Here is a 25,378-nt window from a genome sequence, read left to right as displayed (position 1 = left end):
TTCGTTGAAGATCGAGAGGGCGTGTGCCTTTGCCGCTAGGCGTCCAGCCAGACGCGCGTTGCGACGTAGCCGTTCGACATGTCGTTGCCGATGTCGTGGACATAACCCTTCACCTGCTTGGTGGAGGCGTTCACGAAGTCGTTGAACATCGGCAGGATCACGCCGCCTTCGTCGCGCACCATCATTGCCATGGTGCGATACATGTCCTTGCGCTTGGCTTCATCAAGCTCGGCGCGCGCCTGCAGCAGCAGCTTGTCGAAGTCGGGGCGCTTGAACTTGGTGTCGTTCCAGTCCGCCGTCGAGAGATAGGCGGTGGAATACATCTGATCCTGTGTCGGCCGCCCGCCCCAATAGGAGGTCGAGAAAGGCTGGACGTTCCAGACGTTGGTCCAGTAGCCGTCACCCGGTTCGCGCTTCACCTCGATGTCGATGCCGGCCTTCTTGCAGCTTTCCTGGTAAAGGACAGCCGCATCGACGGCGCCCGGGAAGGCAACTTCGGAGGTGCGCAGGAGAACCGAGCCGCTATGGCCTGACTTCTTGTAGTGGAAGGCAGCCTTGTCGGGGTCGTAGGTGCGCTGCTCGATGCCCTCGGGGAAGAGCGCATAGGTGCTGTTGATCGGGAAATCGTTGCCCACCTTGCCGTAACCGCCGAGGATCTTCTGCACCATGGTTTCGCGGTCCATGGCATATTTGAGCGCCAGGCGCAGGTCGTTATTGTCGAACGGCGCCTTGTCGCAATGCATGATAAAGACGTAATGGCCGCGGCCGGCGGTCGAGAGAATCTCGACGTTGGGTGCGCGCTTCAACAGGTTGACTGTCTTCGGGTCGACACGGTTGATGTAGTGCACCTGTCCGGACGAGAGCGCGGCGATACGGGCGGTGGCGTCGTTCATGCCGATGATTTCGATGGAATCGACGTAACCCCGGTCGGAGCGCCAGTCGTCCTTGTTCTTTTCGAAGGTGGCGCGCACACCGGGCTCGAAGCTCGTCAGCTTGTATGGGCCGGTGCCGATCGAGGCAAGCGGATCGTCGACGCCGCCGTTCGGCTGAATGACCAGATGGTAGTCCGACAGCAGCAGCGGCATGTCGGCATTGCCTTCGCTGAGCGTCAGCACGAGATTGCCGCCGTCCGCCTTGATCTCCTTGATCGAGCCGAGGACACCGAGCGCGCCGGACTCCGACTTTTTGTCGGTGTGGCGATTCAGCGTCGCGACGACGTCGTCGATCGTCAGTTCCTTGCCATTATGGAACTTGACGCCCTTGCGGATCTTGAAGGTCCAGGTCACCGCGTCCTTCGAGGGCTCCCAGGATTCGGCGAGCGCCGGCACGGCGGCACCCGTCAGCGGGTCGGATTCGACCAGCATGTCGCCCCAGCAGCGGCCGACGCAGAACATGAACTGCGACAGGAATTTCGCCGGGTCCTTGGAATCGGTGGCGGCACCGCCTTCGAGGCCGAGCTTCAGGTGGCCGCCGCGCTTCGGTTCGGCGGCTTCGGCGCTTTCGGTGAAGAGCTTGTCGGCGACGGCAAGTGTGATGCCGGCCGCCATGGCGCGTCCGATGAATTCGCGGCGGCTGAGCCCGCCTGCGGTGACGCGGCTTGCGAGATATTTCGTATAGTCGTTCATTCCCCAGTTCCTTCTTTGGTGCGTTGACAGAACTTCCGGGCAGGATCGCAGGCGGTTTCCTCTCCACCTCCGGTGCCCGCATCATGCGGGAAAACATTGCGGTTGTTGCCGCCTTCTTATCGTCCTTTCCAAATGGGGCTTCGCTTCTCGGCGAACGCCCGCACGCCTTCCAATTGGTCTTCGCTCGAATAGAGCCGGTCGACTGTCGCAAACTGCCGCTTGGTGATTTTGTTCATGGCAGTCTGGAACGTCGAACCTTCCGCTTCGCGCACGATTTCCTTGATCGCCGCATAGACGAGCGGCGGCCCGCTTTCGAGCAACCGGGCAAGCTCCCAGGCTCTTTCCATCAGCCGGTCGGCCGGTAGAACCTCGTTGACGAAACCCCAGCGATGCGCCTCGTGAACATCGAGCCAGCGTCCCGTCAAAAGCATGTCCATGGCGATGTGATAGGGGATGCGCTTCGGCAGTTTGATCGAAGCGGCATCGGCGACCGTGCCCGAACGGATTTCCGGCAGGGCGAAGGTCGCATGCTCGGCGGCGATGATCAGATCGGTCGAAAGCGCGAGCTCCAGCCCGCCGCCGCAACAGATGCCGTTGACTGCACAAATGACAGGCTTGTTGAGGTCACGCAGCTCCTGCAGCCCGCCGAAACCGCCCACCCCATAGTCACCGTCGACCGCGTCACCAGCGGCAGCGGCCTTCAAATCCCATCCGGCGCAGAAAAACTTCTCGCCCGCACCCGTGACGATGGCGACGCGCAATTCAGGGTCGTCGCGAAAATCCCGGAAAATCAATCCCATGACGCGGCTGGTCGCCAGGTCGATGGCGTTCGCCTTCGGCCGGTCGATGACGACTTCCAGTACTGCGCCGTCACGTCGTGTACGAATGTGGTCGCTCAAACTATGCTACCTCCTTCGCCGTATGAGAGCATCGACTGCAACAACACCGCGCCCCTCGGGAAGAACCATCAGGGGATTAAGGTCCAGTTCCTCCAGGCGCACCGCATTCTTTACGACATATTCTGCCGTAGCTGCGACGGCGTCTATAGTGGCTTCAATATCGCCGCGCCGGCGTCCGCGATAGCCATGGATCAACTTTGCGATTTTAAGGCATGAAATCGCCGCACAAATATCGGCTTTCGTCACCGGAAGCGGCAGGATGACGGAATCTTCGAGCAGTTCGACGAAGATTCCGCCCGCTCCCAATGTCAGCGACAATCCGAAGACCGGGTCGCGGCTGGCGCCGACAATGAGCTCGGCGACCGGCGGATCAATCATCTTCTCGACGAGATAACCGCCATTCGGCGGCATCGCCGCCGCCGCATTCGACACCGCCTCTGAATCTTTGAGGTTGAGTACGACGGCGCCGGCCTCGGTCTTGTGCGCAATGCCGAGACCCTTCAGCACGACGGGAAAACCGAGCCGCTCGGCCTGCTCGGCGGCTTCACGGGGAGAAAAAGCCTGCAGCCCCCGGGGAACAGGAAGGCCGCAGGCAGCAAGTTCCGTCTTCGCATCGGCTTCCGTCAGCGTCTCGATTTCGCCGTCCATGGGCGGCACGTCGAGCAGCGGCAGGGGAGGCGGGCGATCCCAGACCTTGCCAATACCGGCGGCGACTTCCGCCGCTATGATAGCTTCGTCGATGCCAGAGAAGGCGACGATACCATTCGCCATCAGCCGATCGGCGATCGACTCGGGCATGTTCTCGGGAAGGGTCGCCAGAAGGCCGGCCAGCGCACCGGTGGCAGAGGCCGCGGCGATAACCGCGTCCGCCGTCGTCGCCCATTCGGCCGCATCGCAGCGGTCCCCGCGCGGAAAATCAAGGACGACGAGATTGAGGGCATAGCCGCCGTCGAACATGGCGCTGAAGGCTTCGGTCTGGCGTTCGAAATCGCCCCAGACGAAGGTATGGTAGTCGAGCGGATTGGAAAGCGCCACCATCTCGCCGAGAACCTGTCGCAGACGCGGCAATTGCTGCGGCTGCAGGGGTGGGAATTCTATCCTGCGGCCGACGGCGGCATCCGCCATCAGCGAAGCCTCGCCACCGGAGCAGCTCATGGATGAGATCGAATGGCTTGGCAGAGGGCCTGCGACATGCAGCAGCTTCAGGGTTTCGATGAGCGCCGGCAGGCTCTGGACCCGGCCGATGCCGAGGCGGGCGAGCACGGCATCGGCCACGCCATCGCTGCCGGCAAGCGAGGCGGTGTGCGACACGGCCGCCTTTTTAGCCTGCTCGGACCTGCCCACCTTCAGCAAGACGACCGGCTTCTTCGACCGGCGGGCGATGGCGGCAAGGCGCTCGAGGGCCGAGAGGTCGCCGAAACCTTCCACATGAAGGCCGACCGCCGTGACGCGCCGATCCTCCATCAGTGCGCAGGCGATATCGGCAAGCGATGTCTGCGCCTGGTTGCCTGCCGTCACCATATAGGCGATCGGCAGGCCGCGGGCCTGCATGGTGAGGTTGAGGGCGATATTGGATGACTGTGTGAGGATCGCGACGCCGCATTCGATGCGCTTCATGCCGTGCTGGTCGGGCCATAACAGGGCGCCGTCGAGACTGTTGATCAGCCCGTAGCAGTTCGGCCCGAGAATCGGCATGTCGCCCGCCGCCTCCAAAAGGGCTTGCTGCAGTTCGGCGCCGTCGGCAAGTTCCGCCGTCGCCTCGCTGAAGCCCGATGCATAACAGACCGCTCCACCGGCGCCCGCCCGCGAAAGGCTGCGCACGATCTCGACGGTGAGCGTCCTGTTGACGCCGACGAAAGTGGCGTCCGGGGCAGAAGGCAGATCGGATACGGAGCGGTAACACCGCCGTCCAAGCACCTCGTCGAGTTTGGGATGGACGGGCCAGATCGCGCCTGAAAAGCCCATGCGGTCGCATTGCTCGATCACCCTGCGCGCCTCGCGGCCGCCGAAGACGGCGATCGTTTGCGGTCTGAGCAGGCGGTCAAGCGGGCGAGATGTCATCGGCTCATGCTCCCAAAGGCCGGAGCAGGTCGCGGCTGATGATGTGCCGCTGGATCTCGGAGGTGCCGTCCCAGATGCGCTCGACGCGTGCGTCGCGCCAGAAACGGGCAAGCGGCAGGTCGTCCATCAGGCCCATGCCGCCATAGATCTGGATCGCCTCATCCGTCACGTGGGCAAGCATTTCGGAGGCATAGAGCTTGGCCGAAGCGATCTGCCGGTCGGCGGCAAGGCCGGCGTCGAGCCGCCAGGCGGCCGCAAGCGTCAGCCAGTCGGCCGCGTCGATCTCGGTGATCATATCGGCAAGCTTGAACGACACGCCCTGATTGGCGCCGATCGGCTTGCCGAACTGCTTGCGCTCGGCGGCATAGGGCAAGGCCATTTCGAAGACGCGGCGCGCCCGACCGACGCAGGTGGCGGCGACCGTCAGCCGGGTGCCGTAAAGCCACTGATTGGCGATATCGAAGCCGCGATGCACCTCGCCCAGCACCTGGGCTTCAGGAATGCGGCAATCTTCGAAGTTGAGCGTCGAGTTGTGATAGCCGCGATGCGAAACGGAATCGTAGCCTTTGAGGATTTGAAAGCCCGGCGTACCGCGATCCACCAGAAAGGCGGTGATCTTCTTCTTGATGCCTTTCGGCGTTTCCTCCTCGCCGGTCGCGGCAAAGACGATGACGAAATCGGCGACGTCGGCATGCGAGATGAAATGCTTCGTGCCGTTCAATACGAAATCGCCGCCATCGCGGCGGGCGGCGCATTTCATGCCGCGCATGTCGGAACCGGCATCCGGCTCGGTGATGGCAAGCGCATCGATCTTCTCGCCGCGCACCGCCGGCAGCAGGTAACGCTCGCGCTGTTCGCCCTCGCAGGCCATCAGGATGCCGGACGGTCGGCCGAAGAAAACCGTCAGCCCGAGGGAGCCACGCCCGAGCTCCCGCTCGACCAGCGTGAAGGTGACGTGATCGAGGCCGGCGCCACCGACCTCTTCGGGGAAATTGCAGGCGTAGAAGCCGAGTTCGATGCATTTGCGCTGGATCTCGCGCCCGAGTTCCGGCGGGACGATGCCGCTGCGCTCCACCTCGTTTTCATGCGGGTAGATTTCGGTTTCGACAAAGGCTCGAACCGTGTCGGCGATCATTTCCTGTTCTTCGCTGAGACCGAAATCCATGCCGCTCCTCCTATCGCCTCTGGCCGACGTGACGACCGGCGCCTTCGGGCAGCGTCAATTCCGAATGTGCCGCGGCGATCGCCTTGATCTTGTCGAGCACAGCGGCCGGCGCCGGCACGGCCCTGCCTGCCTTGCTGTCGACATGCAGCAGCATGTGCTCGGCGGTCGCGAGAGCCTCGCCCGACGCCGTGTCGTAGAGAGTGTGGAAGACATGCAGCCGCTTGTCATCGGCGGCCAGCACCTGGCAGGTCGAATGGATCGCCTGCCCGAGTTTTGCCTCGCCGAGATGGCGGATATGGCTTTCCACCGTATAGTAGCTGTGGCCTGCCTCGACATAGCCAAGGTCGACGCCGACGAGACGCAACAGGGCGTCCGAGGTGTCACCGAAAACCTGCAGATAGCGGTGCTCGGTCATGTGGCCGTTATAGTCGACCCAGGCAGGGCTTACCTTCGTTTCGACAAGCCGCAGCGGCTTCGACGGATCGAAGGACGCGGCCGCGCTGCCGTCCCGCGCCCAGAGCGACTGCTCGAAATCCTTCAGCAGCTTGCCGGCGCCCCATCCCCGGCCGCCGTGGCCGCCCTTGAGAGCCTGGAGGATGCCGACGAGGTTTTCGTCGCGGATGCGTTCGAGCTCGCGGATCGTAAGGCCGGCGGCCTGCTCGTCGGATTGCCGGCCGATCTTTTCGATCAGCGCATCGTCGAGATCGACGACATCGGTGAGCTTGGTCCAGGGCCAGGCAAGGCAAGGGCCGAACTGCGCCAGGAAATGCCGCATGCCGGCCTCGCCGCCGGCAATGCGGTAGGTCTGGAACAGGCCCATCTGCGCCCAGCGCAGGCCGAAGGAATAGCGGATAACGTCGTCGAGCGTCTCGACGGTGCAGATATCGTCATGGATGAGCCACAAGGCCTCGCGCCAGAGCGCTTCCAGCAGCCGGTCGCCGACAAAGGCCTCGATCTCCTTGGCGATGTGGACGCCCTTCATGCCGATCGGCGGCAGTCTGTCCATCGCCGCCTGGATGGTCGCCCCGGAAGTCTTCTCGCCGCCGACGATTTCGACGAGCGGCAACAGATAGACCGGGTTGTAGGGATGGGCGACGAAGAGACGTTCGGGATGTTTCATGTCGCGCTGCAGATCGGTCGGCAACAGTCCAGAGGTAGAAGAGCCGATCAATGCGTCGGGACGCGCCGCGGCGTCGATTTGCGTCAACACGCCGCGTTTGAGGTCGAGCCTTTCCGGCACGCTTTCCTGGATCCAGTCGGCATCGGCAACGGCTTCCTCGAGCGTCCCGCAAAAGGTCAGCCTGCCGCGCGGTGGCAGCGGCGCGCCGGTCAGCATGGCATAGGCCTTTTCGGCGTTGGCAATCACTTCGCCGACGACGCGGCCCGCCTCCGGGTGCGGATCGAACACATCCACGTCGATGCCGGCGAGCAGGAAACGGGCAATCCATCCGCCGCCGATGACGCCGCCGCCGATACAGGCCGCCTTGCCGATCTTGGTCATGATATCCTCAGCGTTTCGTCAATTTCAGCTTCTTGCGGACATCTTCCGGACCGATGATCCGCGCGCCCATGCCTTCCACCACCTGCACCGCCTTTTCGACGAGCTGCGCATTGGTGGCGAGCTGGCCCTTGCCGATGAAGAGATTGTCCTCCAGGCCAACACGCACATTGCCGCCGGCAAGAACCGCCGCAGCCGGATAGGCCATGGCGTTGCGGCCGATCGAAAAGGCCGAGAAGGTCCAGCTCTCGGGCACATTGTTGACCATCGCCATGAAGGTGTTGAGATCGTCAGGCGCGCCCCATGGAATGCCCATGCAGAGCTGGATCAGCACCGGGTCTTCGATCAGCCCCTCCTCGGCGAGCTGCTTGGCGAACCAGAGGTGGCCGGTGTCGAAGGCTTCGATTTCGGGCCGCACGCCAAGAGCCGTCATCTTGCTTGCCATCGCCCGCAGCATGGTCGGCGTGTTGGTCATGACATAGTCGCCGAGGTTGAAGTTCATCGTGCCGCAGTCGAGCGTGCAGATCTCCGGCAGGCACTCGGCGACATGGCTGACGCGCTCGCTGGCGCCCGCCATGTCAGTACCCCTCGCATTGAGGGGAAGGGGGCTTTCGACATCGCCGAAGATCAGGTCCCCGCCCATGCCGGCAGTGAGATTGAGGACGACGTCGACATCGGCCGAACGGATGCGGTCGGTGACCTCTTTGTAGAGATCGTTGCGGCGGCTGGCCGCCCCCGTTTCCGGATCGCGGACATGGCAGTGAACAACGGCCGCCCCAGCCTTGGCGGCGTCGATCGCGGAATCCGCGATCTGCTTGGGAGTGATGGGAACGTGGCTGGATCTGGAAACCGTATCGCCGGCACCGGTGACGGCGCAGGTGACGAAGACATCGCGGTTCATCGCTAGAGGCATGTTTTTGTTCTCCCAGTCTTGTCTCCATTACGCGACAGCATCGAGGAGGATGCTTTGCACTTTCAGAAGATCTTGATACATTATCAGAACTCATGGAGGTGGCCTTGCTGCAGCGATCAACGGAACGGCTCGATATCGACCTTCTCGTCCTGCCGGATACCAACCTGATCCTGATCGCGTCGGTCATCGAGCCGCTGCGCGGCGCCAATCGCATCTCCGGCAGCGAACTCTATCGCTGGCGGCTGCTGACGCCGGACGGGGCGCCGGTCCCGACCACCAGCCATATCGCCATTCCGGCCCAAGGCACCTTCAGGGCAACGAGCGAGGAGACGCCGCTTTTCGTGCTGGCCAGTTACAACTGGCACCAAAGCGCAACGCCGGCGCTGAAGATGCAGCTCTCGCAGGCCGCCCGCCACCGCACGGTCATCGCCGGCATCGAATCCGGCACATGGCTGCTGGCCGAAGCAAGCCTGCTCGACGGATTGCCGGCGACCGTCCATTGGGAGGATTACGAGGATTTTGCGCTCGCCTATCCGGAGGTGCGGGCCGTCAAGGATCGTTTCGTCATCGACGGCAAGCGGCTGACGACATCAGGCTCGCTTCCGACCGTCGACCTGATGCTGGAGATCATCCGGCAGCGCCAAGGTTATTCGCTGGCGCTCGAAGTCAGCCGGCTGTTCCGCTACGAGCAGCCCTCCTTTCATGCCGAAGAGCCGCTTTCCGCCGCCTCGCCAGGATTGCGCATGCACGATCCCCGCGTGGCGCAGGCGGTGCGGCTTATGGAAGAACATATCGAGCAGCCTCTGATCCTGGCGCGGATCGCCCGAAGGGTGGGCATCAGCGCCCGGCATCTGCAGGATCTCTTCCAGCAGAGCATCGGCGTGCCGCCGCATGTGCATTATCTCGCGCTGCGCCTGAACGCGGCGCGCCGCAAGGTGATCGAGACGACTGCCTCCTTCGCCGACATCGCGGCGGCAACCGGCTTCAATTCGGCCTCGGCCTTTGCCAGAAGCTACCGGGCGAGTTTCTCCGAAAGCCCGTCCGAGACCCGGCGCCGCCTGCGCCGCCGCATCACGCCATCGGCAGCGGCGACGTAGGCTGGAACGCGTCCCGGATCATCTCGGCGAGCTCGCGGATGGCTTCGGTGGAACGGTAGGTGCTGCGGCGGAGCACGACCTTTGAGGAATCAACTGGCGGGAAACCATCTTCGGCGGTCAGCTCCCGGCAGCCGGGCGGGATGCTGCTGCGGGAAAGTGTTGTCACGGCAAGGCCCGCGGTCAGCGCATTCTTCAGTCCCGATCCCGTATCGGCGATGAAAGCGATGCGGTAGTTGCGGCCGATCTGCTCCAGCGACCGGAGCGCAAAATCACGTGACCAGGTGGAGTTGCGATAGGTCGCAATGGGGAGGGGGTCGAGATCGTGCAGCCGGTGGACCATCGAGGTGACCCAGACTGTGGGATCGATGCAGATGACCTCACCTTTCGTCTGGTCGCTCCAGTCGAAAACGACGGCCAGATCGAGTTCGTCCCGCTCCAGAGCGGCAAGGTTGCGCGACGTATAATCACAGGAGACAGTGACCTCGACGGCCGGGTGACGCACAGCGAAAGCCGCAAGCGCCGCGGGCAGAACCGTCTGGCTGTATTCCTCGGGAATTCCGATGCGCACTGGCCCGTCCAGCGGCTTGCTGCGGATCGTCGCGGCGGCCTCGTTCAGCAGATCGATGACCCTGCGGGCATAGGGCACGAGCTGTATACCCGGGCGCGTGAGTTGCACGCCGCGGGCGCCGCGCTCGAAGAGGGGCTCGCCGATCGCCGCCTCGAGCCTCTTGATCTGGGTGCTGACGGCCGATTGCGTGCGCCCGATTCGCTGCGCGGCCGCGGAGAAGTTCGACGTCTCGGCCACGACCAAAAAGGTTCTGAGAAGGTCGCTTTCGATAGCCTCGTGCATTGGCAAGCCATAGAAAAACTCGATGATAGCCATCACTACTATTCGTTTGTCTAATGTCAATTGCTGGCGCAGAAATGGGCGGCGTTCGACTTCCTTCATTGAGACCATCCGCGTGACCATTGAAAATCCGGCCAGAGACCTCGCAGGCAGCGAGCACGAGAAGGGTGTGCTTCTCATCATTGCCGCGACCCTTGCCTGGAGCGCGAGCGGTGTTTACTCGCGGCTCCTGACCACCGACGTGTGGACGGCGATCGCCTGGCGGTCGTTGTTCGGAGGCCTGTTCCTGCTGATCCCCTGCCTTTTCCTCGAAGGGGGCATCTCGCGGCGGCAATGGCGCTCTGTCTTTCATCCGTCGGGACTTGCAATGATCGCATGCCAGACCTTCAGTCAGGGATGCTTCATCGGGGCGCTTTACATGACCACCGTCGCCAATGTGACGATGATCTATGCGACGACGCCCTTCATCGCGGCGCTGTTCGGCTGGCTCATCCTCAAGGAGAGAGTGGCCAGGCGGACGATGATTGCCGGCGCCGTTTCCCTCTTCGGCGTCGGCATCATCGTCGCTTCGTCGATCGGCGGCGGCACGGGCTGGGGGGACCTGCTGGCGCTCGGCATGACGGCCTCCTTCGCGCTCGTCATCATCATTCCGCGCATCAGCCCCGATGTGCCGAGCCTGCCGCCAACCGTCGTCAGCGCTTTCCTCACTCTCGTCATCTTCGCGCCCTTCGGCTCGGTCGGCTCGCTCGATCTGCACAACTGGATCGTCCTTGCCGCCTTCGGCGCGACCAACTTCTCGCTGGCACTGGTGCTCTTCCTTGCCGGGGCAAAGCGGATGCCGCCGGCGGAGGCGGCGCTGATCGGCACGATGGAAATCGTGCTGACGCCCTTCTGGGTATGGCTGTTGTTTTCCGAGCAGCCGCCGATCGCCACCTATTTCGGTGGCGCAATCATCATCGGCGCCGTGTTCTGGCACACGGCGGTCGACTTCAACCGGGACCGCCGGCCGTAGGCGGCTAGCTGCCGCCTATCCTCCAGTCCACTGACGCGACGGGTTAGGCAGTGTTCGCTCATGCGCCGATGAGCGACCAAGCGATTGCCGTGGCGGCCGTCCCACCCGGCGGCACGGCTAGCCCTTTGCAGCTCCAGGTGGCCTTGGCCTCAATTACCAAAGAACGCACGAAGCTGAGCGAAAAACCCGCCTGGTTTGTGAGCCGCCATCTTTCGTACGCGGCGAGCTAGTGTTGCAGCGCTGACGCGTTCCCCGAAATGACAAAAGCAGACCAGGTCGTGCAATTGCTCATCGCTGAGTTCGAAGAACCGCCTGGCTTCTCCATAGCTGTCATTTTCCATTCCTGCCGCCCGCAGAATGGGATCAGCGAACGCAACAGAGATCGGAGTGTCGTCATCCCGCAACGCAAGCCGATCTGCAATCGGCTGATACTCGGTTTCGTGAAGCGTCTTGAGAAACGGCCTGGGGCTGCGTTCCAGACTGTCGGCCCACCGTTCAAGCCGTTCGCGCCTCGTCATTTCAAGGCGATTATAGGTCGTGCTGACCTTCGCGATCGTTTTCAACTGCTCGAGTGCATGCTGTTCCATTTCGGCCTCCTATCCCGGAAAAATAGATGGTCCGCTCCCAAAAACAGCCTCGCTCAGGTCACAGCCGAAGTCCAATCACGATTGAAAACGACATCTGCCGCGGGCCAAAAGATGTGATTACAGGTGCCACGAGTTTAGCAGGGGAAGCCCGACGGTTGCGATCCTATCATCCGGAGCGATCCGGAAAACTGCCGTATTCGCGAGGTCAATCTATCGTTTCCGCTGGAAGCCGTTGCGACTTGGCGGACTGTCGCCTTGAGTGTCACTCATGTCGTTTTTTTGGGCGCCGTTTTCGATCAGGCATGGTTTTCTGGTCATGTTCACGGCGCTGCCTCTTAAGCTGGCGACATGAACATGCGAGGCTGGCCAGCCGCCGGCGCGCTGCCCCTTAGCGGTGGTAGAACTGAAGTCCTGAAAGCGGTCGCTGGATTGACATCCGCAGATCGAGACGGATCGAAAGGAGGTTCTGGAGCCCGAACGAGCTCTTTGTGCAGCAGATCTCTGGATTGCGGCGGGATATGACGATCGGAACGACAGGCCAGACCTATCGTGCTCACTCTCTCCTCGATCCCGCCTGTCGCCGCCTATCTGCGAAATTCGAAATATCGCCCGATGCGGCGATCTGAATACCGGACTGCGGAGGAGGCAGGCCGGAGGAATAGTTGTCGTCGACTGCATTGGTTGCAGCTCGAGGCATTCAACACATGGGAGGAATCCATGAGCAAGAATAGAGGCGTCGTCTATCTCCGGCCGGGAAAGGTCGAAGTCCGCGATATCGACGATCCGAAGCTGGAAGCGCCCGATGGCCGCCGCATCGAGCACGGCGTGATCCTGAAGGTTATCTCCACCAATATCTGCGGCTCCGATCAGCACATGGTCCGCGGCCGCACGACGGCAATGCCGGGCCTGATCCTCGGCCATGAAATCACCGGCGAAATCATCGAGAAAGGCGTCGACGTCGAGATGCTCGAAATCGGCGATATCGTTTCGGTGCCCTTCAACGTCGCCTGCGGCCGTTGCCGCTGCTGCAAATCCCAGGATACCGGCGTCTGCCTGACGGTGAACCCGGCGCGCGCCGGCGGCGCTTACGGTTATGTCGACATGGGGGGCTGGATCGGCGGACAGGCCCGCTACGTCACCATTCCCTATGCCGATTTCAACCTGCTGAAAATTCCAGATCGCGACAAGGCGATGGCGAAGATCCGCGATCTCACCATGCTTTCCGACATTCTGCCCACCGGCTTTCATGGCGCAGTGCGCGCGGGCGTCGGCGTCGGCTCGACCGTCTATGTCGCCGGTGCCGGTCCTGTCGGGTTAGCGGCTGCGGCTTCGGCTCGCATCCTCGGTGCCGCCGTCGTCATGATCGGCGATTTCAACAAGGATCGCCTGGCGCATGCCGCGAAGGTTGGTTTCGAACCCATCGATCTTTCCAAGAGCGATCGTCTCGGCGACATGATTGCCGAGGTCGTCGGCAGCAACGAGGTTGACAGCGCGATCGACGCGGTCGGCTTCGAGGCACGTGGCCATTCCGGCGGGGAACAGCCGGCGATCGTGCTCAACCAGATGATGGAGATCACCCGCGCCGCAGGCTCGATCGGCATCCCCGGCCTCTACGTCACCGAGGATCCGGGCGCCGTCGACAATGCCGCCAAGCACGGCAATCTCTCGCTTCGCTTCGGTCTCGGCTGGGCCAAGGCGCAGTCCTTCCACACCGGACAGACTCCGGTGCTCAAATATAATCGCCAGCTCATGCAGGCGATCCTCCACGACCGGTTGCCGATCGCCGACATCGTCAACGCCAAGGTCATCCCGCTCGACGATGCCGCCGCTGGATATGAAAGTTTCGACCATGGCGCGGCAACGAAGTATGTCCTCGATCCGCATGGAGAGGTCGCGAAAGCCGCCTGACGCCAGGGCCTGAAGACAAGATTTACGGCGCCGCGCCTGTCTTCGCAGGCGCGGCGCCGTAACGGTCTGAACCGATCGATTGCCAGAGGTTTACGGCAGAACTACTGGATGCTGAACGGGAAATACTTGGCGTTGATCATGTCGTAGGTCCCGTCGGCCTTGATGGCCTTCAAGGCCTCGTTCAGGCGCGCAAGACGCTCCTTGTCATCCAGGCGCAAGGCGATCCCCGCACCTTCGCCGAAATAGGTGACGTCGACCAGATCCGGTCCCTTGAATTCGCAGCAGGTTCCCGCCTTCGTGTTGGCGATCCAGTCATAAATGGCAAGCTTATCCTCAAGGATGATGTCGACGCGCCCGTCCGACAGACCTTTGTATAATTCCGGCGAAGACCGGAAAACCGTCTTCTTCAACTCCGGATAGAGGTGGTTGGCATAGGATTCCTGCGCCGTGGACGATGTCACCCCGAGCCTTTTGCCGCTGAGGGCGGCAGGGCTGACGTCGTTGATCGGCGAGTCCTTGCGGGCGATGAACACCGACGGGCTGGTGTAATATTGCTCGGTAAAAGCGACTTTCTGGCGGCGCTCCAGGCTCATCGACATGGACGAGATGATCGCGTCGTATTTGCCGGCGACGAGATCGGGGATCATGTCGTCCCATTTTTCGATGACGAACCGGCATTCGAACTTGCCGGCGTCGCAAAGGGCATTGGCAATATCGATGTCGAAGCCTTGCAGCTGGTTATTTGCATCAAGGTAATTGAAGGGCGGAAATGCACCTTCGACCGCAACTCTCAGAGGCGTACGATCTTGCGCCGCCAGCTGCAGCGGCGAGGTGGCGGCAAGAAGGACGACCAAACCGCCCGCCATGAGCGCTGCGCGCAGTATAGTCCGAAAGGATAGACGCAACATCGACGGAAACTCCTTGTGACGTAGTCTCCGCCATAGTGCGCCCCAGCCTTTAATTCTACGTGAACGCTTGTTTGTTACCGTCCACGAATGCGCCCGTGGTGGGTTCAGGGGTTTAGGCTTGCACATCGTTGTCCCTTCCAGCTCCAATTCGTTTCAGCAATCCTGGATCGCTTCAGGGAGAATTCTATTCCTGATCGCTGTCAGCGGACTCGGAGCGATCGGACTGGTCGTGCTTTCCGCACTCTGGGCGGGAACCGAGAGCGATGCGGCAGCCCTTGATCGACAACGCCAGCTTGTCAATGCGCGCCTCAGGGAACAGGTCGATCAAGTCGCGCATGTCATCGGCCAGTTCGGCAATGGCTACCTCTCCGGCGTTTATCCGGCCTCACGGGCAGCCGGAGTTTCCTCCAGCCTCGATACCGTTCTCACGGCGGCGGCCGGGAGTGCGATCAGCCACACTGCGATGTCGGCATTCGGCTATGACCAGGCCTTCGTCGTCGATGACAAGGCGCAGCTGATCATGCTGACCGACGGCGAAACCGAAAAGCGCTATCGCTGGATGAGACCGCTCTTTCTGCCTCTCCTTAAAGACGCGCGCCTGAACGCGAACCACGGCACCGCTTCCAGCGAACGGACCTCATCATCATTGGAAAGCCGAGCGGCCAACACCGCCCGCTCGAACCATGCACTGGCCAATCTGATGCGGCTCGAAGGCCGGCCGACGATCGTGGGCGTCGTTGCCGTCAACGAAGCGGCCGAGGGGCAACCACAGCCGATGCGGCAATTCCTGATCGTCGTGCGGTTTCTCGACGGCGCGGCGCTCGACGAGTTGAGCCGGCAGCAAGGCCTCAACGGCGCGCGCTTCGCGCGAACGGCCGACGCTGATGAAAACGAGGTTGCGTTCCAGATCGACGCAACGGCAAACGGCGAACCGATTGGCTTTATCGTATGGCGGCCTGATCTTCCTGGTTCGAGAGTGATCGGCCGCTTGATGCCGGCGCTTTCGATCGCCGCCCTGGTGATAGCGGTCCTGTTTTCGGTTCTGCTCGTGCGCCTGCGAAGCAGTCTCGGCGAATTGAAGAAAAGCGAGCTGCACGCCAGGCAGCTCGCCTTGCACGACGTGCTGACCGGCCTTCCCAACCGCGCCTTGTTCGCGATGCGGTTCGAGGCGTGCCTGGCCGATACACGCAATTCTGCCGAGCGGTCGGCCGTGGCGCTTCTCGACCTCGACCGCTTCAAGGCGGTGAACGACACCTTCGGGCATGCTGCCGGCGACGAACTCATCAGAATGGCTGCGGAGCGGATCCATGCGTTGCTTCGTCCGGACGACACGCTTGCCCGGCTCGGCGGGGACGAGTTTGCCCTGCTTCTCCGGAACATCAGAGATGATCAACTCTTGCCGTCCATCTGCGAAGCGATCGTTGCCGAACTCGGCAAACCCTTCCCGCTTTTGAGGGGCGAAGCGGTCGCCCGGGTCGGCGGCTCGATCGGCGTCACCGTCGTGCCGGATGCCGGGCGCAATGCCGACGATCTCATTCGTTATGCCGATGTCGCGCTCTATGAGGCTAAGGTGGGCGGAAGAGGTCAGTGGCGCGTCTACTCGCCATCCATGGACGGCGGCAGGAATGCGCGCGACGTCCTCAAGAACGAATTGCGGGATGTTCTGGCGAAGAGCGCGGCCTTGTCGGCTGGTGCTCCACAACCCGGTCCAATCGGCAACAGACCGGACTTCGGGTCGCTCGAGGTCTACTACCAGACAGTGCATCGCGCCGAGGGCGGATACTCCGCGTCTGGCGCGGAGGCTCTCGTGCGCTGGCGTCATAATCAGCGCGGACTGTTGACGCCTGCCAGCTTCATCCCTGCGGCCGAGGAAGGGGGCCTCATCGATGCCCTCGGTGTCTGGGTGCTGCGCGAAGCCTGCAGGGCTGCCTGCAAGTGGCCTGGAGACACCTTTGTGGCGGTGAATGTGTCTCCCTCCCAACTGAGAAGGCCCAACTTCGCCGAGGAGGTCTTCGCCGTGCTTGAAGAGACCGGCTTGCCGCCGTCTCGCCTGGAGCTCGAACTCACCGAGTCCTCGCTGATCGAGGATAGCTCGGATGTCTATTCGGTCCTGAAATCACTGCGCGGCCGCGGAGTTCAGATTTCGCTGGATGATTTTGGGACCGGCTTTTCGTGCCTCAGCCATCTTGTCCGCTTCGACATAGACCGCATCAAGATCGATCGTTCCTTCGTTTCCCAGCTGGGCGCAAAAGCCAACGGCGCGGCCATCATCGGCGCCATCGTCACGCTCAGCCGCAACCTCGGCATTTCGACGACGGCCGAAGGGGTCGAAACCGAATATCAAAGGGACTTTCTGGCCGCCCTCGGCTGCACCGACCTCCAGGGCTACTTCTTCTCCAAACCGGTTCCGCTTCGCGAACTCGACTGCTTCGGCAAACCCGAAAGCAGCGCCGCCTTACGGACGATCGTTCCAGGAGCCATTGCCTGACCATCTCCTGATCTTCCGGCCGTCGGGAACTTTCGCTCCGGGCAGCGGTTCGCGCCCAAAGACGAACGGAGGATGCGATGGGCGAGATCGGCGAGTGGCGGCACCTTTGCGTCGACATGCAGCGGATGTTTGCCGAAGACACGTCATGGCACGTTCCATGGATGGCCCGGATCTCCCCTCAGATCGAGGAACTCGCCGGCCGCTATCCAGCCCGAACGATCTTCACCCGTTTCGTGCCACCCCAGCATGCGGACGCGATGCCGGGAAAATGGCGCGATTATTACCGGAAATGGTGGATGATGACAGGCGAACATCTTCCGCGTGGCCTCGTCGAACTGGCTTCCTCGCTCGCCTCGCATGTTCCGCCGGCAAGATATTTCGACAAACGCACCTATTCCCCCTGGATCGACGGCCGCCTTCATAACATCCTGCAATCGGAACGCGTCGACACCCTTGTGATTACCGGTGGGGAAACGGACGTCTGCGTGCTTGCCGCTACGCTCGGCGCCATCGATCTCGGCTATCGTGTCATCATGCTGAAGGACGCCGTCTGCAGCAGCGCCGACGACACCTATGACGCATCGCTGGAACTTCTGCACGACCGCTTTTCCGTGCAGCTGGAGCTCATGGAAACCGATGAATTCTTGAGCGGCCTTGGCTGAGAAGCCTTTTCCGCGATCTTTATTGATGTGTATCAAGGCTGGTCTTTCCGCGCCGGCATACGTTTTCCGGGCAGCCTGTCCGAGGAGCCCGGCAGCGCGTGTTGTGGCAGGTTTGCGAGATCAACCGGTCCGGAGATAAGCAATGTCTTTGAAGCTGATCAGTGGAATGATGAAGTCGTCCGGCGAGGAAGCCCTGCTGGTTATGGATGCGGGCGGCACGAACCAGATGGTCGTTATCGACAGGGAGGCCCTTCTGGAGGTTGCCCAGCCGCCGCGTTGCGACGAAAGCCGGCTTCAGGAAAACATCGGCCTTTTCAGCCGGATTGCCTGCGCGAAATTCGATCGCGGCGATTTCGAGCGCGATGGGCGCATCAGAATTCATGCAGCCGACCTTGTCGCATGAGTGCCGCTCGCCTCCCTGACGTGGTGAGGCTCGCATAGGAAGCGGCGCGTCAGATCCAACGCGATCGAACGCCAAGCATCATCGCCAACGGCGAGATCATCCGCCTACGTCAGGAACGAGCCGGCGGCACCGGCGAGCACCGCGATACCGCTCACCATGGCGAGCCGAACCGCATAGCCAAGGCTTCCCGCGCTTGCTGCAAGCGCTGTTTTCGCAAGAAGATTGGCGAAGGCAGCAACCGCTATGGCTTGTGCAGCCGCATCCGCCGGCAGGTTCGGGAGCTTCGCGATCGAAAGCGTTATCGCATCGAGATCGCCCAGCCCTGTGATGAAGGCGACCACCCCCAGCGACTGGGTTCCGAAGAATTCCAAAGCCGCCCGCGTCACGATGGTGACGGTGGCAAGAAGAAGAGCAAAGCGCAGGACGACGTTCACCTCCAGCGGATTTTTCGGTGAAAAGTCGGGACTGTCACCGGCGCGCGGCGACAAGCCGGCCAAGCCACCGCCGATGGCAAGCGCCGCCGCACCCGGGCCGAGCAATGCCGCAAGCTCCGCCATCACCGCCGGTGCGATGACACCGCAAATCAAAAGCACCCGGCTCAGGGATACCGCCCCCGCCATCATCGCTCCGGCTGAAAGCAGCGGCGAGAGCGCGGGAATCTGCTTGGACTGTCGGGCAAAGGAAAGGGTCAAGGCCGTCGAGGAAACGATACCCCCACAAGCGCCCGTCAGGAGCAGTCCGGCTCTGGCGTCGGTGAGCCGGATCATGACATAGCCCACAAATGAAACCGCCCCCACGAATATGGTCAGCATCCACAGCTCGAAGGGGTTGATCATTTGCCAGGGATCGACCGCCTCATTGGGAAGAATTGGAAGAATGACGACGGTCATCGTCAACAAGATCAGGGCGGCTCTCAACTCGAGCCAGGTCAATTTCCGCAGAAATCCGTGCAGTGGCTCCCGCGCCGCCAGAAGTGCCGTCATTGCGACCGCGCTCGCCGCGATCGTCGTCATATCTGCAACGACGGCTCCGAAACCGAGCGCGAACACCGTGATCGCGGCAATGGCGCCGGTTGCGCTGTAGTCACCCTCCCGCAGCGCCTGCATGCGGCTGAAGACAAGGATCGTGATGCAAAAGAATACGAAGATGGCCGTCGGCAGGATCGGCCCCGCAATAGGTTGCAGGAAGCCGCAAAAGCCGCCGAGGAAACTCGAGAGGCCATAGGTCCGGATACCCGCCACTCTCTTGCCCGGCGGGGCCTCGCGTTCTTGCCATCCACGTTCGATACCGACGAGTATGCCGATCGCAAGTGCAAGACTGAGGCGCTGGAATGCATCAGCCGTCACCAATGAAGTCATCATCCGAAGGTCCAGTTTTTGTCGGCGCCGCCTCCCGGAGATCTTCTGCCCGATATGCCATAAGCATGCATTTCCCTCTCCCTGTTCCTGGAAGCCATCCACACCCATGCGGCCCGGTCATTGCGATTGCTCAATCACCCCATCTGATTGTGCCGTTGCAGTGAGCAGAGTCCGCTTGATGTAGATCAACGAGATCTTTCGCCGCGACGATAATCTTGAACGAGACGAGAGGATTCCGCCATGGTCGATAACGCGCTTTTGATACCGGAGCAGGCGCTGCCTGCTTCTGCTAGAAATCTTTTCCTCGCCGCCTACAGACTGAACATCGAGGCGTCGCGGATGATGCTGCGTTGTCAGATCGAACTACTGACTTCATTCCGGCGTCGGCTTCAACTTTACGAGACCTTCCTGGACGACCTCGCCGAAAGTGCCGAACTGAACGATACGTTCGAGGTCGTGGCCGACTTTGCACAGAATGCCTTGGCCGAGGCGCCTCGAGAGACCGCGCGACTGGCCGGGATCTCCTCGAAAATGGGGGTGGTCTCCGCAAAGGTCGTGCGCAAACTGGCGGATGAGACGGTCAAGGACTTGGGCGCTCGAACCTGCGCTTGAGGCGTCCGCTCAGCCCGCTATCTCGTCTTCTGCTTTTTCCAGGGCTGCGTTCAACAGTTGGAGCGCGAACTCCTCTGCTGCCTTTTCGTCATCCGCGCAAAGCTTCAATGGGGCGCACCGCTCCTTCAGATTACGGATAAGTCTCCGGCGAAGCCTCGGGACCAGGCGCGATTCCGTTTTGGCGACAAGCTCCTGCAAACAGGTGACGGCAATCGCTTCGAACATGAGAAGCTTGCCTTCGACTTCACCTTGTGAAGGAATGGGCAACCGCTCGCCGCCCCGTTTGAAGTCTCGTTCCGTCGACAGCATTTACGGCCTCCTAACCGATGACAGGCCCTGCACCTCTCCGAATTCCGCGATCGGGACGTCCACGGCCACGCCTGTCAATCGAGAAGCAGCCTACAGGGCGGAAATCGATATCGCTTTGACGAAGGTCAAGGAACCCGGGGCGATGGTGACTATCCTTTTCCTATCCAACCAGAGAGGTATATCGACATGACCATCAGGACGGTACTCAGCATCCTCAGCGTTCATCAGTTCGAGGAAGATCTCAAAACCGCCATCGACTTCTGCGGTGCCCATGGCGCGCATTTGAATGCGCTGGTGATCGCGACGGGAGCAGCTCCGATCATCGGGGACTACAATGTCATCTCGCCCGTATGGATTGAGGAACGCCAGCGCGAGATCGACGCGCTCTCCGACAAGGCTGCGGAGATCAAGGATATTCTCGACCGAAGCGAGATCTCCTACGAAGTCCAGGACGTCTACACGGAATTCGCATGGGCCGACGAAGATATTGCCGAAAGGGCACTCTATGCCGACGTCGTCCTGATCGGGCGGCAGGCGGCCCGAGACGAAGACCTCCGCAAACGCATCATCGATGGCGCACTCTTCCAGACGCCGACCCCGATCCTCATCAACCGCGGAACACGGGCGATGAATGCCTCGTCGAGATCGGTTTTGCTGGCATGGGATTCCAGCGACGAAGCGTCACGCGCCGCCCGGCAATCGCTTGATCTGCTCAAGCAAGCCGACACCGTTTACGTCACGATGGTGGATCCGGTGGCGCGGATGCGGGCGAACGGCGAGGAACCCGGCGCCGACATTGCCGCCTATCTTGCCCGGCACGGCGTGAAGGTGCAGGTGGATCGCATTGCCAGCGGCGGCCAGCCGGCAGACCAGGTCCTGCGGCAGCACGCCGTCGACGTGTCCGCCGACCTGATCGTCATGGGTGCCTATAACCATCCCCGCTGGCAGCAGACGATCTTTGGCGGCGTGACGCGCGGCATGATCGAAGAAAGCAGGATGCCGATATTCATGGCCCACTGATCGGCCGGCGTTCAGCCGGCCCGGCGCCTCTCACCTTGCATGCATGTCGCCCGGTTGCGGCACGTGTCCGGGCGATAGGTATTAATCGATGGCAAAGGCCGCGCGGCCTGACAACGTCCGGACAAGGATGCCAAAGAAGATGTGCGGAGATTCGGCAAGGATCGGAACCTCCTTCGGGCTGAGCGAACCGACTTCCCACCAGTCCGCGTGCTTCTGCAATATTTCCCAGGCGTGCAGACGCTCACTCCGCCGGAGCTCGGTGTCGGGGAACTCCTCGAACTTTCCTTCGGCGATAACGCTCGTCCAGCCCTTGCCCACCCGCCGGTCCACCTGCAGGCACGCCCTGTCGTTTTCCCGCATCCATTCCACTTTGCGGCCGGGCATCGAAAAACAGTATGCGACGCCATCTTCAAAGGAGAAATAGATAGGCACGACATAGGGCCGACCGTCCTTGCAGCAGGCCAGGTGCCCAAATCTTGTCTCTCCCAGGACGGCGTGGCATTCAGCCAGCGTAAGTTCCCGTAAACCCAATGACATGAGACGCTCCTTCGGGTGGTGTTCCAGGAGTCATTTTAGACCGGCCGCGCGGCTTCGCACATTGATAAAGAGCAATCTCGTTTGGGTCTGGCAGGGCCGACTGACGGCTCGGGCAACAGATCGCTCATCACAGAAGAGGTCAGCTTGGCTGACGCCAGAGTGCTGCATGGTCGCTGCGGGATGACCAGAGGAGCGATTATCCAGGCGGCGAGAAAGGCAGGCCCCCTCGCTTTCTCGCCGCCACAGAACGCTCGGTCTTACGGGGAGGGCCCCTCGTCCGCCAGACGGGCACAGCTCACGCAATATGGCGTGTAGGGGATGGCCTCCAACCGGTTGGGTTCGATCGGGGCGAGGCATCTGACGCAGCGACCGAAGCTTCCGCGCTTCAGCCGTTCCAGGGCCGCCTCGATCGATGTGATTTGCGCAACGGCTTCCCTTCGCATTTCGGTCAGCACCTGATCGTTCTCGACCTGGGTGATACGATCTTCGCTATCCGGATCCAGCGCGGCACCGAGATCGGCATCGATCGCCGACCGCCGGCGCTGCAGGTCCGCTTTCATGGTCTTCAGTTTGTTTTCTATCTCTTCGTTCTTCATCGACGCTTTCCCGCTGCGTGAAACGGCGGCACATGCCGCGCTCTGTTCGCCCATTCGGCCGGCCGAATGCAACGCTCATCACCGTACAACCGCCCGGGAAGGCTGCATTGATCGGCATCAATGGGGAGGGGATGGGCAGTTTGAGACATGTCAACGCGCAATTCCCGCTGAAGTGCGAGAGTGGCGACCCAGTCCGCCATTCTCTTCTTGGGGTGTCCACCATGAAACGGCATATCTTTTTACCGCTTCTCACCTATCCTGATGCGACTTCGGAAATCATGATCGCCAATGCGGTCATGCTGGCGCGCCACATGCAGGCGACGCTCACCGTCTGTGCGGTGGAGATTACCATTCCCGACGTCTCCAATGCCCTCTCCTCACTGATCATCGATGCGGCACAAATGGCGCGGGAAGCGGCGGCGCTGAGCCGCAGGCGCGCTTCGACGCTGACGCAGAAAGCGGTCGATGAGGCACGGGCGGCTTCCGTCGATCTACGCACCCGCGAGATCAAGGTCGAGGAGCCATTCGTCGTCGACGCGCTGGCGGAAGCCTCGCGCGCCTACGATCTCGTGCTTCTGGAACTGGCCGGCCTCTCCCGCCCGATCGTCGAGGCGGTACTGTTCGGGTCGGGGCGGCCGCTCATACTCTATCCGCCGGCGCCCTTCGGCGGCCGGATCGACCGTGTCGCCATCGCCTGGGATGGCAGCCGCGCGGCTGCCCGGGCGGCACATGATGCCTTCGTCTTCCTGGAGCAGGCCTCCAAAGTCTGCCTGCTTTCCGTGGTCGACGAGAAGCCGGTGACGTACGAGACAGGCGATTATCTCGTCGAAAACCTGCTGAAGAGCGGCGTGATGGCGGAGGTGACGCGGCTGCGCGCACACGGCGATCCTGTCGGGGAGGTACTGCAGAGCAGGGCCTTCGAATTGCGAGCCGATCTTCTCGTCACGGGCGGCTTCGGTCATTCGCGTTTGCGGGAATTCGTGCTCGGCGGCGCGACGCAGGCGGTGCTGACCAGCATCACCCTGCCTGTCCTGCTGTCGCATTGAGGGGCCTGCATGACGTTTAAGGACCGGCTTCGGAACGATCGGCTGTGGGATCGTATCGTCGATGCCGCGGAGGCCGCGCAGCTGATCACCGATGGCATGATCGTCGGCATGAGGCCAAGGCGACGACCGGTGCATCGCTCGGCCACAATCTCGACAGCACGCTCACCGAGGCTCATGTCATCGCGCGCCGCATGCCGGTCCAATCCGATCCCGTCTTGCTCCGGGCGATCAATGCGGCGAAGTGATGTTCGTCTATAGCATCTTTCGGAGACGGTGGAATTCCTGCGTACCGGCCGGCTTGCACCGGTGGATTTGGCCGTCATCGAGGCGACCGCGATTACCGAGGGCGGCGGCATCGTGCTGACGACCTCCGTCGGCAATTCGGCAAGTTTCGCCGTCCTCGCACCGAAGGTGATCGTCGAGATAAACCTGTCGAAGCCGGAAGCACTGGAAGGTCTCCACGATATCTATATCCCTGCCGCGCGACCGAGCCGGGAGGCGATCCCCATCGTTGCGCCCAACCGCCGCATCGGCGTACCCTTCATTCCGATCCCGCCGGAAAAGATCGCCGCGATCGTCGTCACCCAGCCTTGCCCCGCGGGAGCGGGCGGAGGTCGTCATCGCCAACTGCGTGCATCCGACCTATCGTGAAACGCTGGAAGATCATTATCGGCGCGCGCTGCTACGCGGCGGCCACACGCCTCATCTCCTGGAAGAGGCGCTCAGCTGGCATGACGCCTTGCGGCGGATGGGAAAGATGCTGCCGTAGTGCCGCCCGTTTCACGCCTCCATGGCGTCAGCCGCTGCCGTGTCCCCGACCATCTCGTCCTCCTGCAATCTTACGGCAGTACTTGCATCCCGGATCATGGCATACTTCACCTGCGTGACCCTCAGGTCGCGATACCAGTCGACGAGTTCTCCCCACGGGTCTCTGATTTTGGAGAGGCCGGAGATGAAGGCGACGACGGTTCCAATTTCCGTCTGACCAGTGACGACATAATAGCCGCCCAGGGCGAAGATGCCGGCATAGCCCAGCTGAGTCATCAGGTTCATCATGAAATTCATCGTGAATTTGATCCTGTAGACGCTCATGTTCAGCGAGAAGAGCCTCTCAATCCGATCATCCTGGGCATCGAGCGCATCACTAGTGACAACGTGCTGGACCATACTCTGGCTGACATGGCGCATGACGGTGATCTTGGTTTCGACGCGGCGGTTGATCGCGGACTGCATCAGCGGCACGAAGCCGATCTGCGGAAGGAAGACGACGGCGACGGCAAGCGCCATCAGGGGCTGCAGGAAGATCAAATAGCCGCCGACCGCGACAAGAATGCCTGCCTGCAGCAGCGGTTCCGAGATGCTGGTGCCGACAAAACCGCCGACCGGTTCGGCTTCGGCGATGATGATCGAGAGCTGCACGCCTTCGGCAATCGCATCGAGAGGAGCCTCGGCCGAGCGTTCCGAGGTCGCAAGCGCCGATTTACGCAGCCAGCGGACCGCGACCTCGCCGATCCAGCCACGATAGATATTGAGCATCAGCTTGGTCAGGCCTTCCAGCAGGACGAGGCCGAGATAGGCAAGAACGAGAATTAGAATGGCCTGATAGGGGGTGCCGTTTGTGGCCGCATTGATGATGCGCCTCTGGACCTCCAGCGGCGCGGTGCCGGCGAGGAAGAGAACGATCGAAAGGGCCGCGATCGCGATCTGGTGATGGCGCCCTATCAGGAACACGAATCCAAACAGACTTCTCGGCATTTCAGCCTCATGGCCTCGTATTTGTGCGTCAGAATGGCCGGCGCCGCTGCGAGCGACGGGAACGGGCTTTCA

At 61.8% G+C, this 25,378-nt stretch carries 23 protein-coding genes and 1 pseudogene; 10 read left to right on the top strand and 14 right to left on the bottom strand.

Going from position 1 to position 25,378, the window contains the following annotated elements; translation table 11 throughout:
• Nucleotides 1–35: 35 nt before the first annotated feature.
• From NL154_RS30285 to NL154_RS30260, 6 genes are all read right to left on the bottom strand, one after another.
• Entirely contained in the window at nucleotides 36–1,625 is a 1,590-nt protein-coding gene (locus tag NL154_RS30285; protein WP_221155694.1) for an ABC transporter substrate-binding protein, read from the bottom strand.
• Nucleotides 1,626–1,741: 116 nt separating this feature from the next.
• Entirely contained in the window at nucleotides 1,742–2,524 is a 783-nt protein-coding gene (locus NL154_RS30280) for a carnitinyl-CoA dehydratase (RefSeq protein ID WP_434734568.1), read from the bottom strand.
• A 6-nt stretch (nucleotides 2,525–2,530) separates the two neighbouring features.
• Nucleotides 2,531–4,585, bottom strand: a complete 2,055-nt coding sequence (locus tag NL154_RS30275; RefSeq protein WP_221147266.1) for an acetate--CoA ligase family protein — start codon at nucleotides 4,583–4,585, stop codon at nucleotides 2,531–2,533.
• 4 nt (nucleotides 4,586–4,589) lie between these two features.
• Nucleotides 4,590–5,750: an acyl-CoA dehydrogenase family protein gene (locus NL154_RS30270; RefSeq protein ID WP_434734567.1), complete on the bottom strand. Its 1,161-nt coding sequence runs from the start codon at nucleotides 5,748–5,750 to the stop codon at nucleotides 4,590–4,592.
• Nucleotides 5,751–5,760: 10 nt separating this feature from the next.
• Nucleotides 5,761–7,251 carry a carnitine 3-dehydrogenase gene (locus NL154_RS30265; protein WP_434734566.1) on the bottom strand — a complete coding sequence of 497 codons (1,491 nt, stop codon included), beginning with the start codon at nucleotides 7,249–7,251 and terminating at the stop codon, nucleotides 5,761–5,763.
• Nucleotides 7,252–7,258: 7 nt separating this feature from the next.
• The gene (locus tag NL154_RS30260; protein WP_434734565.1) at nucleotides 7,259–8,161 is read right to left on the bottom strand and encodes a 3-keto-5-aminohexanoate cleavage protein; all 903 of its coding nucleotides are present in this window, start codon (nucleotides 8,159–8,161) and stop codon (nucleotides 7,259–7,261) included.
• Nucleotides 8,162–8,265: 104 nt separating this feature from the next.
• Between NL154_RS30260 and NL154_RS30255 the strand changes: the two genes are divergently transcribed.
• The gene (locus NL154_RS30255) at nucleotides 8,266–9,258 is read left to right on the top strand and encodes a GlxA family transcriptional regulator (RefSeq protein WP_210633418.1); all 993 of its coding nucleotides are present in this window, start codon (nucleotides 8,266–8,268) and stop codon (nucleotides 9,256–9,258) included.
• Here the strand turns inward: NL154_RS30255 and NL154_RS30250 are convergent.
• Nucleotides 9,233–10,108 carry a LysR substrate-binding domain-containing protein gene (locus NL154_RS30250; protein WP_221147272.1) on the bottom strand — a complete coding sequence of 292 codons (876 nt, stop codon included), beginning with the start codon at nucleotides 10,106–10,108 and terminating at the stop codon, nucleotides 9,233–9,235. The genes NL154_RS30255 and NL154_RS30250 overlap by 26 nt on opposite strands.
• 112 nt (nucleotides 10,109–10,220) lie before the next feature.
• Here NL154_RS30250 and NL154_RS30245 point away from each other — a divergent pair, with 112 nt between their 5' ends.
• Nucleotides 10,221–11,117: a DMT family transporter gene (locus tag NL154_RS30245; RefSeq protein WP_210633417.1), complete on the top strand. Its 897-nt coding sequence runs from the start codon at nucleotides 10,221–10,223 to the stop codon at nucleotides 11,115–11,117.
• A gap of 149 nt (nucleotides 11,118–11,266) precedes the next feature.
• Here NL154_RS30245 and NL154_RS30240 read toward each other — a convergent pair whose 3' ends face one another.
• Nucleotides 11,267–11,704 carry a hypothetical protein gene (locus tag NL154_RS30240; protein ID WP_210633416.1) on the bottom strand — a complete coding sequence of 146 codons (438 nt, stop codon included), beginning with the start codon at nucleotides 11,702–11,704 and terminating at the stop codon, nucleotides 11,267–11,269.
• A 717-nt stretch (nucleotides 11,705–12,421) separates the two neighbouring features.
• On the opposite strand from NL154_RS30240, the gene fdhA reads away from it, so the two are divergent.
• Nucleotides 12,422–13,612, top strand: a complete 1,191-nt coding sequence (fdhA, locus tag NL154_RS30235; RefSeq protein WP_020922845.1) for a formaldehyde dehydrogenase, glutathione-independent — start codon at nucleotides 12,422–12,424, stop codon at nucleotides 13,610–13,612.
• A 101-nt stretch (nucleotides 13,613–13,713) separates the two neighbouring features.
• Here the strand turns inward: fdhA and NL154_RS30230 are convergent, their stop codons facing one another.
• Entirely contained in the window at nucleotides 13,714–14,520 is an 807-nt protein-coding gene (locus NL154_RS30230) for a transporter substrate-binding domain-containing protein (RefSeq protein ID WP_210633415.1), read from the bottom strand.
• A gap of 118 nt (nucleotides 14,521–14,638) precedes the next feature.
• On the opposite strand from NL154_RS30230, the gene NL154_RS30225 reads away from it, so the two are divergent.
• The 3 genes from NL154_RS30225 (at nucleotide 14,639) to NL154_RS30215 (ending at nucleotide 18,073) form a co-directional block, all read left to right on the top strand.
• Nucleotides 14,639–17,008, top strand: coding sequence for a putative bifunctional diguanylate cyclase/phosphodiesterase (locus NL154_RS30225; RefSeq protein WP_434734564.1), 2,370 nt, complete (start codon nucleotides 14,639–14,641; stop codon nucleotides 17,006–17,008).
• A gap of 77 nt (nucleotides 17,009–17,085) precedes the next feature.
• Nucleotides 17,086–17,670, top strand: a complete 585-nt coding sequence (locus tag NL154_RS30220; RefSeq protein WP_434734563.1) for a cysteine hydrolase family protein — start codon at nucleotides 17,086–17,088, stop codon at nucleotides 17,668–17,670.
• 142 nt (nucleotides 17,671–17,812) lie between these two features.
• Nucleotides 17,813–18,073 carry a hypothetical protein gene (locus tag NL154_RS30215; RefSeq protein ID WP_221147269.1) on the top strand — a complete coding sequence of 87 codons (261 nt, stop codon included), beginning with the start codon at nucleotides 17,813–17,815 and terminating at the stop codon, nucleotides 18,071–18,073.
• A 104-nt stretch (nucleotides 18,074–18,177) separates the two neighbouring features.
• Here the strand turns inward: NL154_RS30215 and NL154_RS30210 are convergent, their stop codons facing one another.
• The gene (locus tag NL154_RS30210; protein ID WP_221147270.1) at nucleotides 18,178–19,434 is read right to left on the bottom strand and encodes an MgtC/SapB family protein; all 1,257 of its coding nucleotides are present in this window, start codon (nucleotides 19,432–19,434) and stop codon (nucleotides 18,178–18,180) included.
• A 237-nt stretch (nucleotides 19,435–19,671) separates the two neighbouring features.
• On the opposite strand from NL154_RS30210, the gene NL154_RS30205 reads away from it, so the two are divergent.
• Nucleotides 19,672–20,043 carry a hypothetical protein gene (locus NL154_RS30205; RefSeq protein ID WP_210633410.1) on the top strand — a complete coding sequence of 124 codons (372 nt, stop codon included), beginning with the start codon at nucleotides 19,672–19,674 and terminating at the stop codon, nucleotides 20,041–20,043.
• Between the two features lie 9 nt (nucleotides 20,044–20,052).
• Here NL154_RS30205 and NL154_RS30200 read toward each other — a convergent pair whose 3' ends face one another.
• Nucleotides 20,053–20,352 carry a hypothetical protein gene (locus NL154_RS30200; RefSeq protein WP_210633409.1) on the bottom strand — a complete coding sequence of 100 codons (300 nt, stop codon included), beginning with the start codon at nucleotides 20,350–20,352 and terminating at the stop codon, nucleotides 20,053–20,055.
• Between the two features lie 186 nt (nucleotides 20,353–20,538).
• Here NL154_RS30200 and NL154_RS30195 point away from each other — a divergent pair, with 186 nt between their 5' ends.
• A complete protein-coding gene (locus NL154_RS30195) occupies nucleotides 20,539–21,372 on the top strand; it encodes a universal stress protein (protein ID WP_434734562.1) in 834 nt (277 codons plus the stop codon).
• A gap of 81 nt (nucleotides 21,373–21,453) precedes the next feature.
• On the opposite strand, the gene NL154_RS30190 is transcribed toward NL154_RS30195, so the two are convergent.
• Both NL154_RS30190 and NL154_RS30185 read right to left on the bottom strand, forming a co-directional pair.
• Nucleotides 21,454–21,909 (bottom strand): pyridoxamine 5'-phosphate oxidase family protein, encoded by a 456-nt coding sequence (locus NL154_RS30190; RefSeq protein WP_210633408.1) that lies wholly within the window; start codon nucleotides 21,907–21,909, stop codon nucleotides 21,454–21,456.
• Nucleotides 21,910–22,166: 257 nt separating this feature from the next.
• Entirely contained in the window at nucleotides 22,167–22,505 is a 339-nt protein-coding gene (locus tag NL154_RS30185; protein ID WP_210633407.1) for a TraR/DksA family transcriptional regulator, read from the bottom strand.
• Nucleotides 22,506–22,726: 221 nt separating this feature from the next.
• Between NL154_RS30185 and NL154_RS30180 the strand changes: the two genes are divergently transcribed.
• Both NL154_RS30180 and NL154_RS30175 read left to right on the top strand, forming a co-directional pair.
• Nucleotides 22,727–23,551, top strand: coding sequence for a universal stress protein (locus tag NL154_RS30180; protein WP_434734561.1), 825 nt, complete (start codon nucleotides 22,727–22,729; stop codon nucleotides 23,549–23,551).
• A gap of 9 nt (nucleotides 23,552–23,560) precedes the next feature.
• Nucleotides 23,561–24,136: pseudogene (locus NL154_RS30175) on the top strand (propionyl-CoA--succinate CoA transferase); the annotation flags it as partial.
• Between the two features lie 195 nt (nucleotides 24,137–24,331).
• Here the strand turns inward: NL154_RS30175 and NL154_RS30170 are convergent.
• Nucleotides 24,332–25,306: an ABC transporter transmembrane domain-containing protein gene (locus NL154_RS30170; RefSeq protein ID WP_210633405.1), complete on the bottom strand. Its 975-nt coding sequence runs from the start codon at nucleotides 25,304–25,306 to the stop codon at nucleotides 24,332–24,334.
• Between the last annotated feature and the right edge of the window lie 72 nt (nucleotides 25,307–25,378).

Origin of the sequence: Rhizobium sp. YTUHZ044 (assembly GCF_051123975.1) — a bacterium.
Classification (GTDB): Bacteria; Pseudomonadota; Alphaproteobacteria; order Rhizobiales; family Rhizobiaceae; genus Rhizobium.
The sequence above is the reverse complement of the archived record's forward strand: the minus strand, read 5'-3'. Positions and strand labels throughout refer to the sequence as shown.

Bases quoted from the DNA above. Each gene is read 5' to 3' on its own strand.
- NL154_RS30200 (WP_210633409.1), bottom strand. From the start codon at position 20,352: ATGCTGTCGACGGAACGAGACTTCAAACGGGGCGGCGAGCGGTTGCCC.
- NL154_RS30265 (WP_434734566.1), bottom strand. From the start codon at position 7,251: ATGACCAAGATCGGCAAGGCGGCCTGTATCGGCGGCGGCGTCATCGGC.
- NL154_RS30180 (WP_434734561.1), top strand. From the start codon at position 22,727: ATGAAACGGCATATCTTTTTACCGCTTCTCACCTATCCTGATGCGACT.
- NL154_RS30270 (WP_434734567.1), bottom strand. From the start codon at position 5,750: ATGGATTTCGGTCTCAGCGAAGAACAGGAAATGATCGCCGACACGGTT.
- NL154_RS30250 (WP_221147272.1), bottom strand. From the start codon at position 10,108: ATGCACGAGGCTATCGAAAGCGACCTTCTCAGAACCTTTTTGGTCGTG.
- NL154_RS30285 (WP_221155694.1), bottom strand. From the start codon at position 1,625: ATGAACGACTATACGAAATATCTCGCAAGCCGCGTCACCGCAGGCGGG.
- NL154_RS30170 (WP_210633405.1), bottom strand. From the start codon at position 25,306: ATGCCGAGAAGTCTGTTTGGATTCGTGTTCCTGATAGGGCGCCATCAC.
- NL154_RS30230 (WP_210633415.1), bottom strand. From the start codon at position 14,520: ATGTTGCGTCTATCCTTTCGGACTATACTGCGCGCAGCGCTCATGGCG.
- NL154_RS30260 (WP_434734565.1), bottom strand. From the start codon at position 8,161: ATGCCTCTAGCGATGAACCGCGATGTCTTCGTCACCTGCGCCGTCACC.
- NL154_RS30215 (WP_221147269.1), top strand. From the start codon at position 17,813: ATGTCTTTGAAGCTGATCAGTGGAATGATGAAGTCGTCCGGCGAGGAA.
- NL154_RS30220 (WP_434734563.1), top strand. From the start codon at position 17,086: ATGGGCGAGATCGGCGAGTGGCGGCACCTTTGCGTCGACATGCAGCGG.
- NL154_RS30190 (WP_210633408.1), bottom strand. From the start codon at position 21,909: ATGTCATTGGGTTTACGGGAACTTACGCTGGCTGAATGCCACGCCGTC.
- NL154_RS30195 (WP_434734562.1), top strand. From the start codon at position 20,539: ATGACCATCAGGACGGTACTCAGCATCCTCAGCGTTCATCAGTTCGAG.
- NL154_RS30240 (WP_210633416.1), bottom strand. From the start codon at position 11,704: ATGGAACAGCATGCACTCGAGCAGTTGAAAACGATCGCGAAGGTCAGC.
- NL154_RS30275 (WP_221147266.1), bottom strand. From the start codon at position 4,585: ATGACATCTCGCCCGCTTGACCGCCTGCTCAGACCGCAAACGATCGCC.
- fdhA (WP_020922845.1), top strand. From the start codon at position 12,422: ATGAGCAAGAATAGAGGCGTCGTCTATCTCCGGCCGGGAAAGGTCGAA.
- NL154_RS30205 (WP_210633410.1), top strand. From the start codon at position 19,672: ATGGTCGATAACGCGCTTTTGATACCGGAGCAGGCGCTGCCTGCTTCT.
- NL154_RS30210 (WP_221147270.1), bottom strand. From the start codon at position 19,434: ATGATGACTTCATTGGTGACGGCTGATGCATTCCAGCGCCTCAGTCTT.
- NL154_RS30185 (WP_210633407.1), bottom strand. From the start codon at position 22,505: ATGAAGAACGAAGAGATAGAAAACAAACTGAAGACCATGAAAGCGGAC.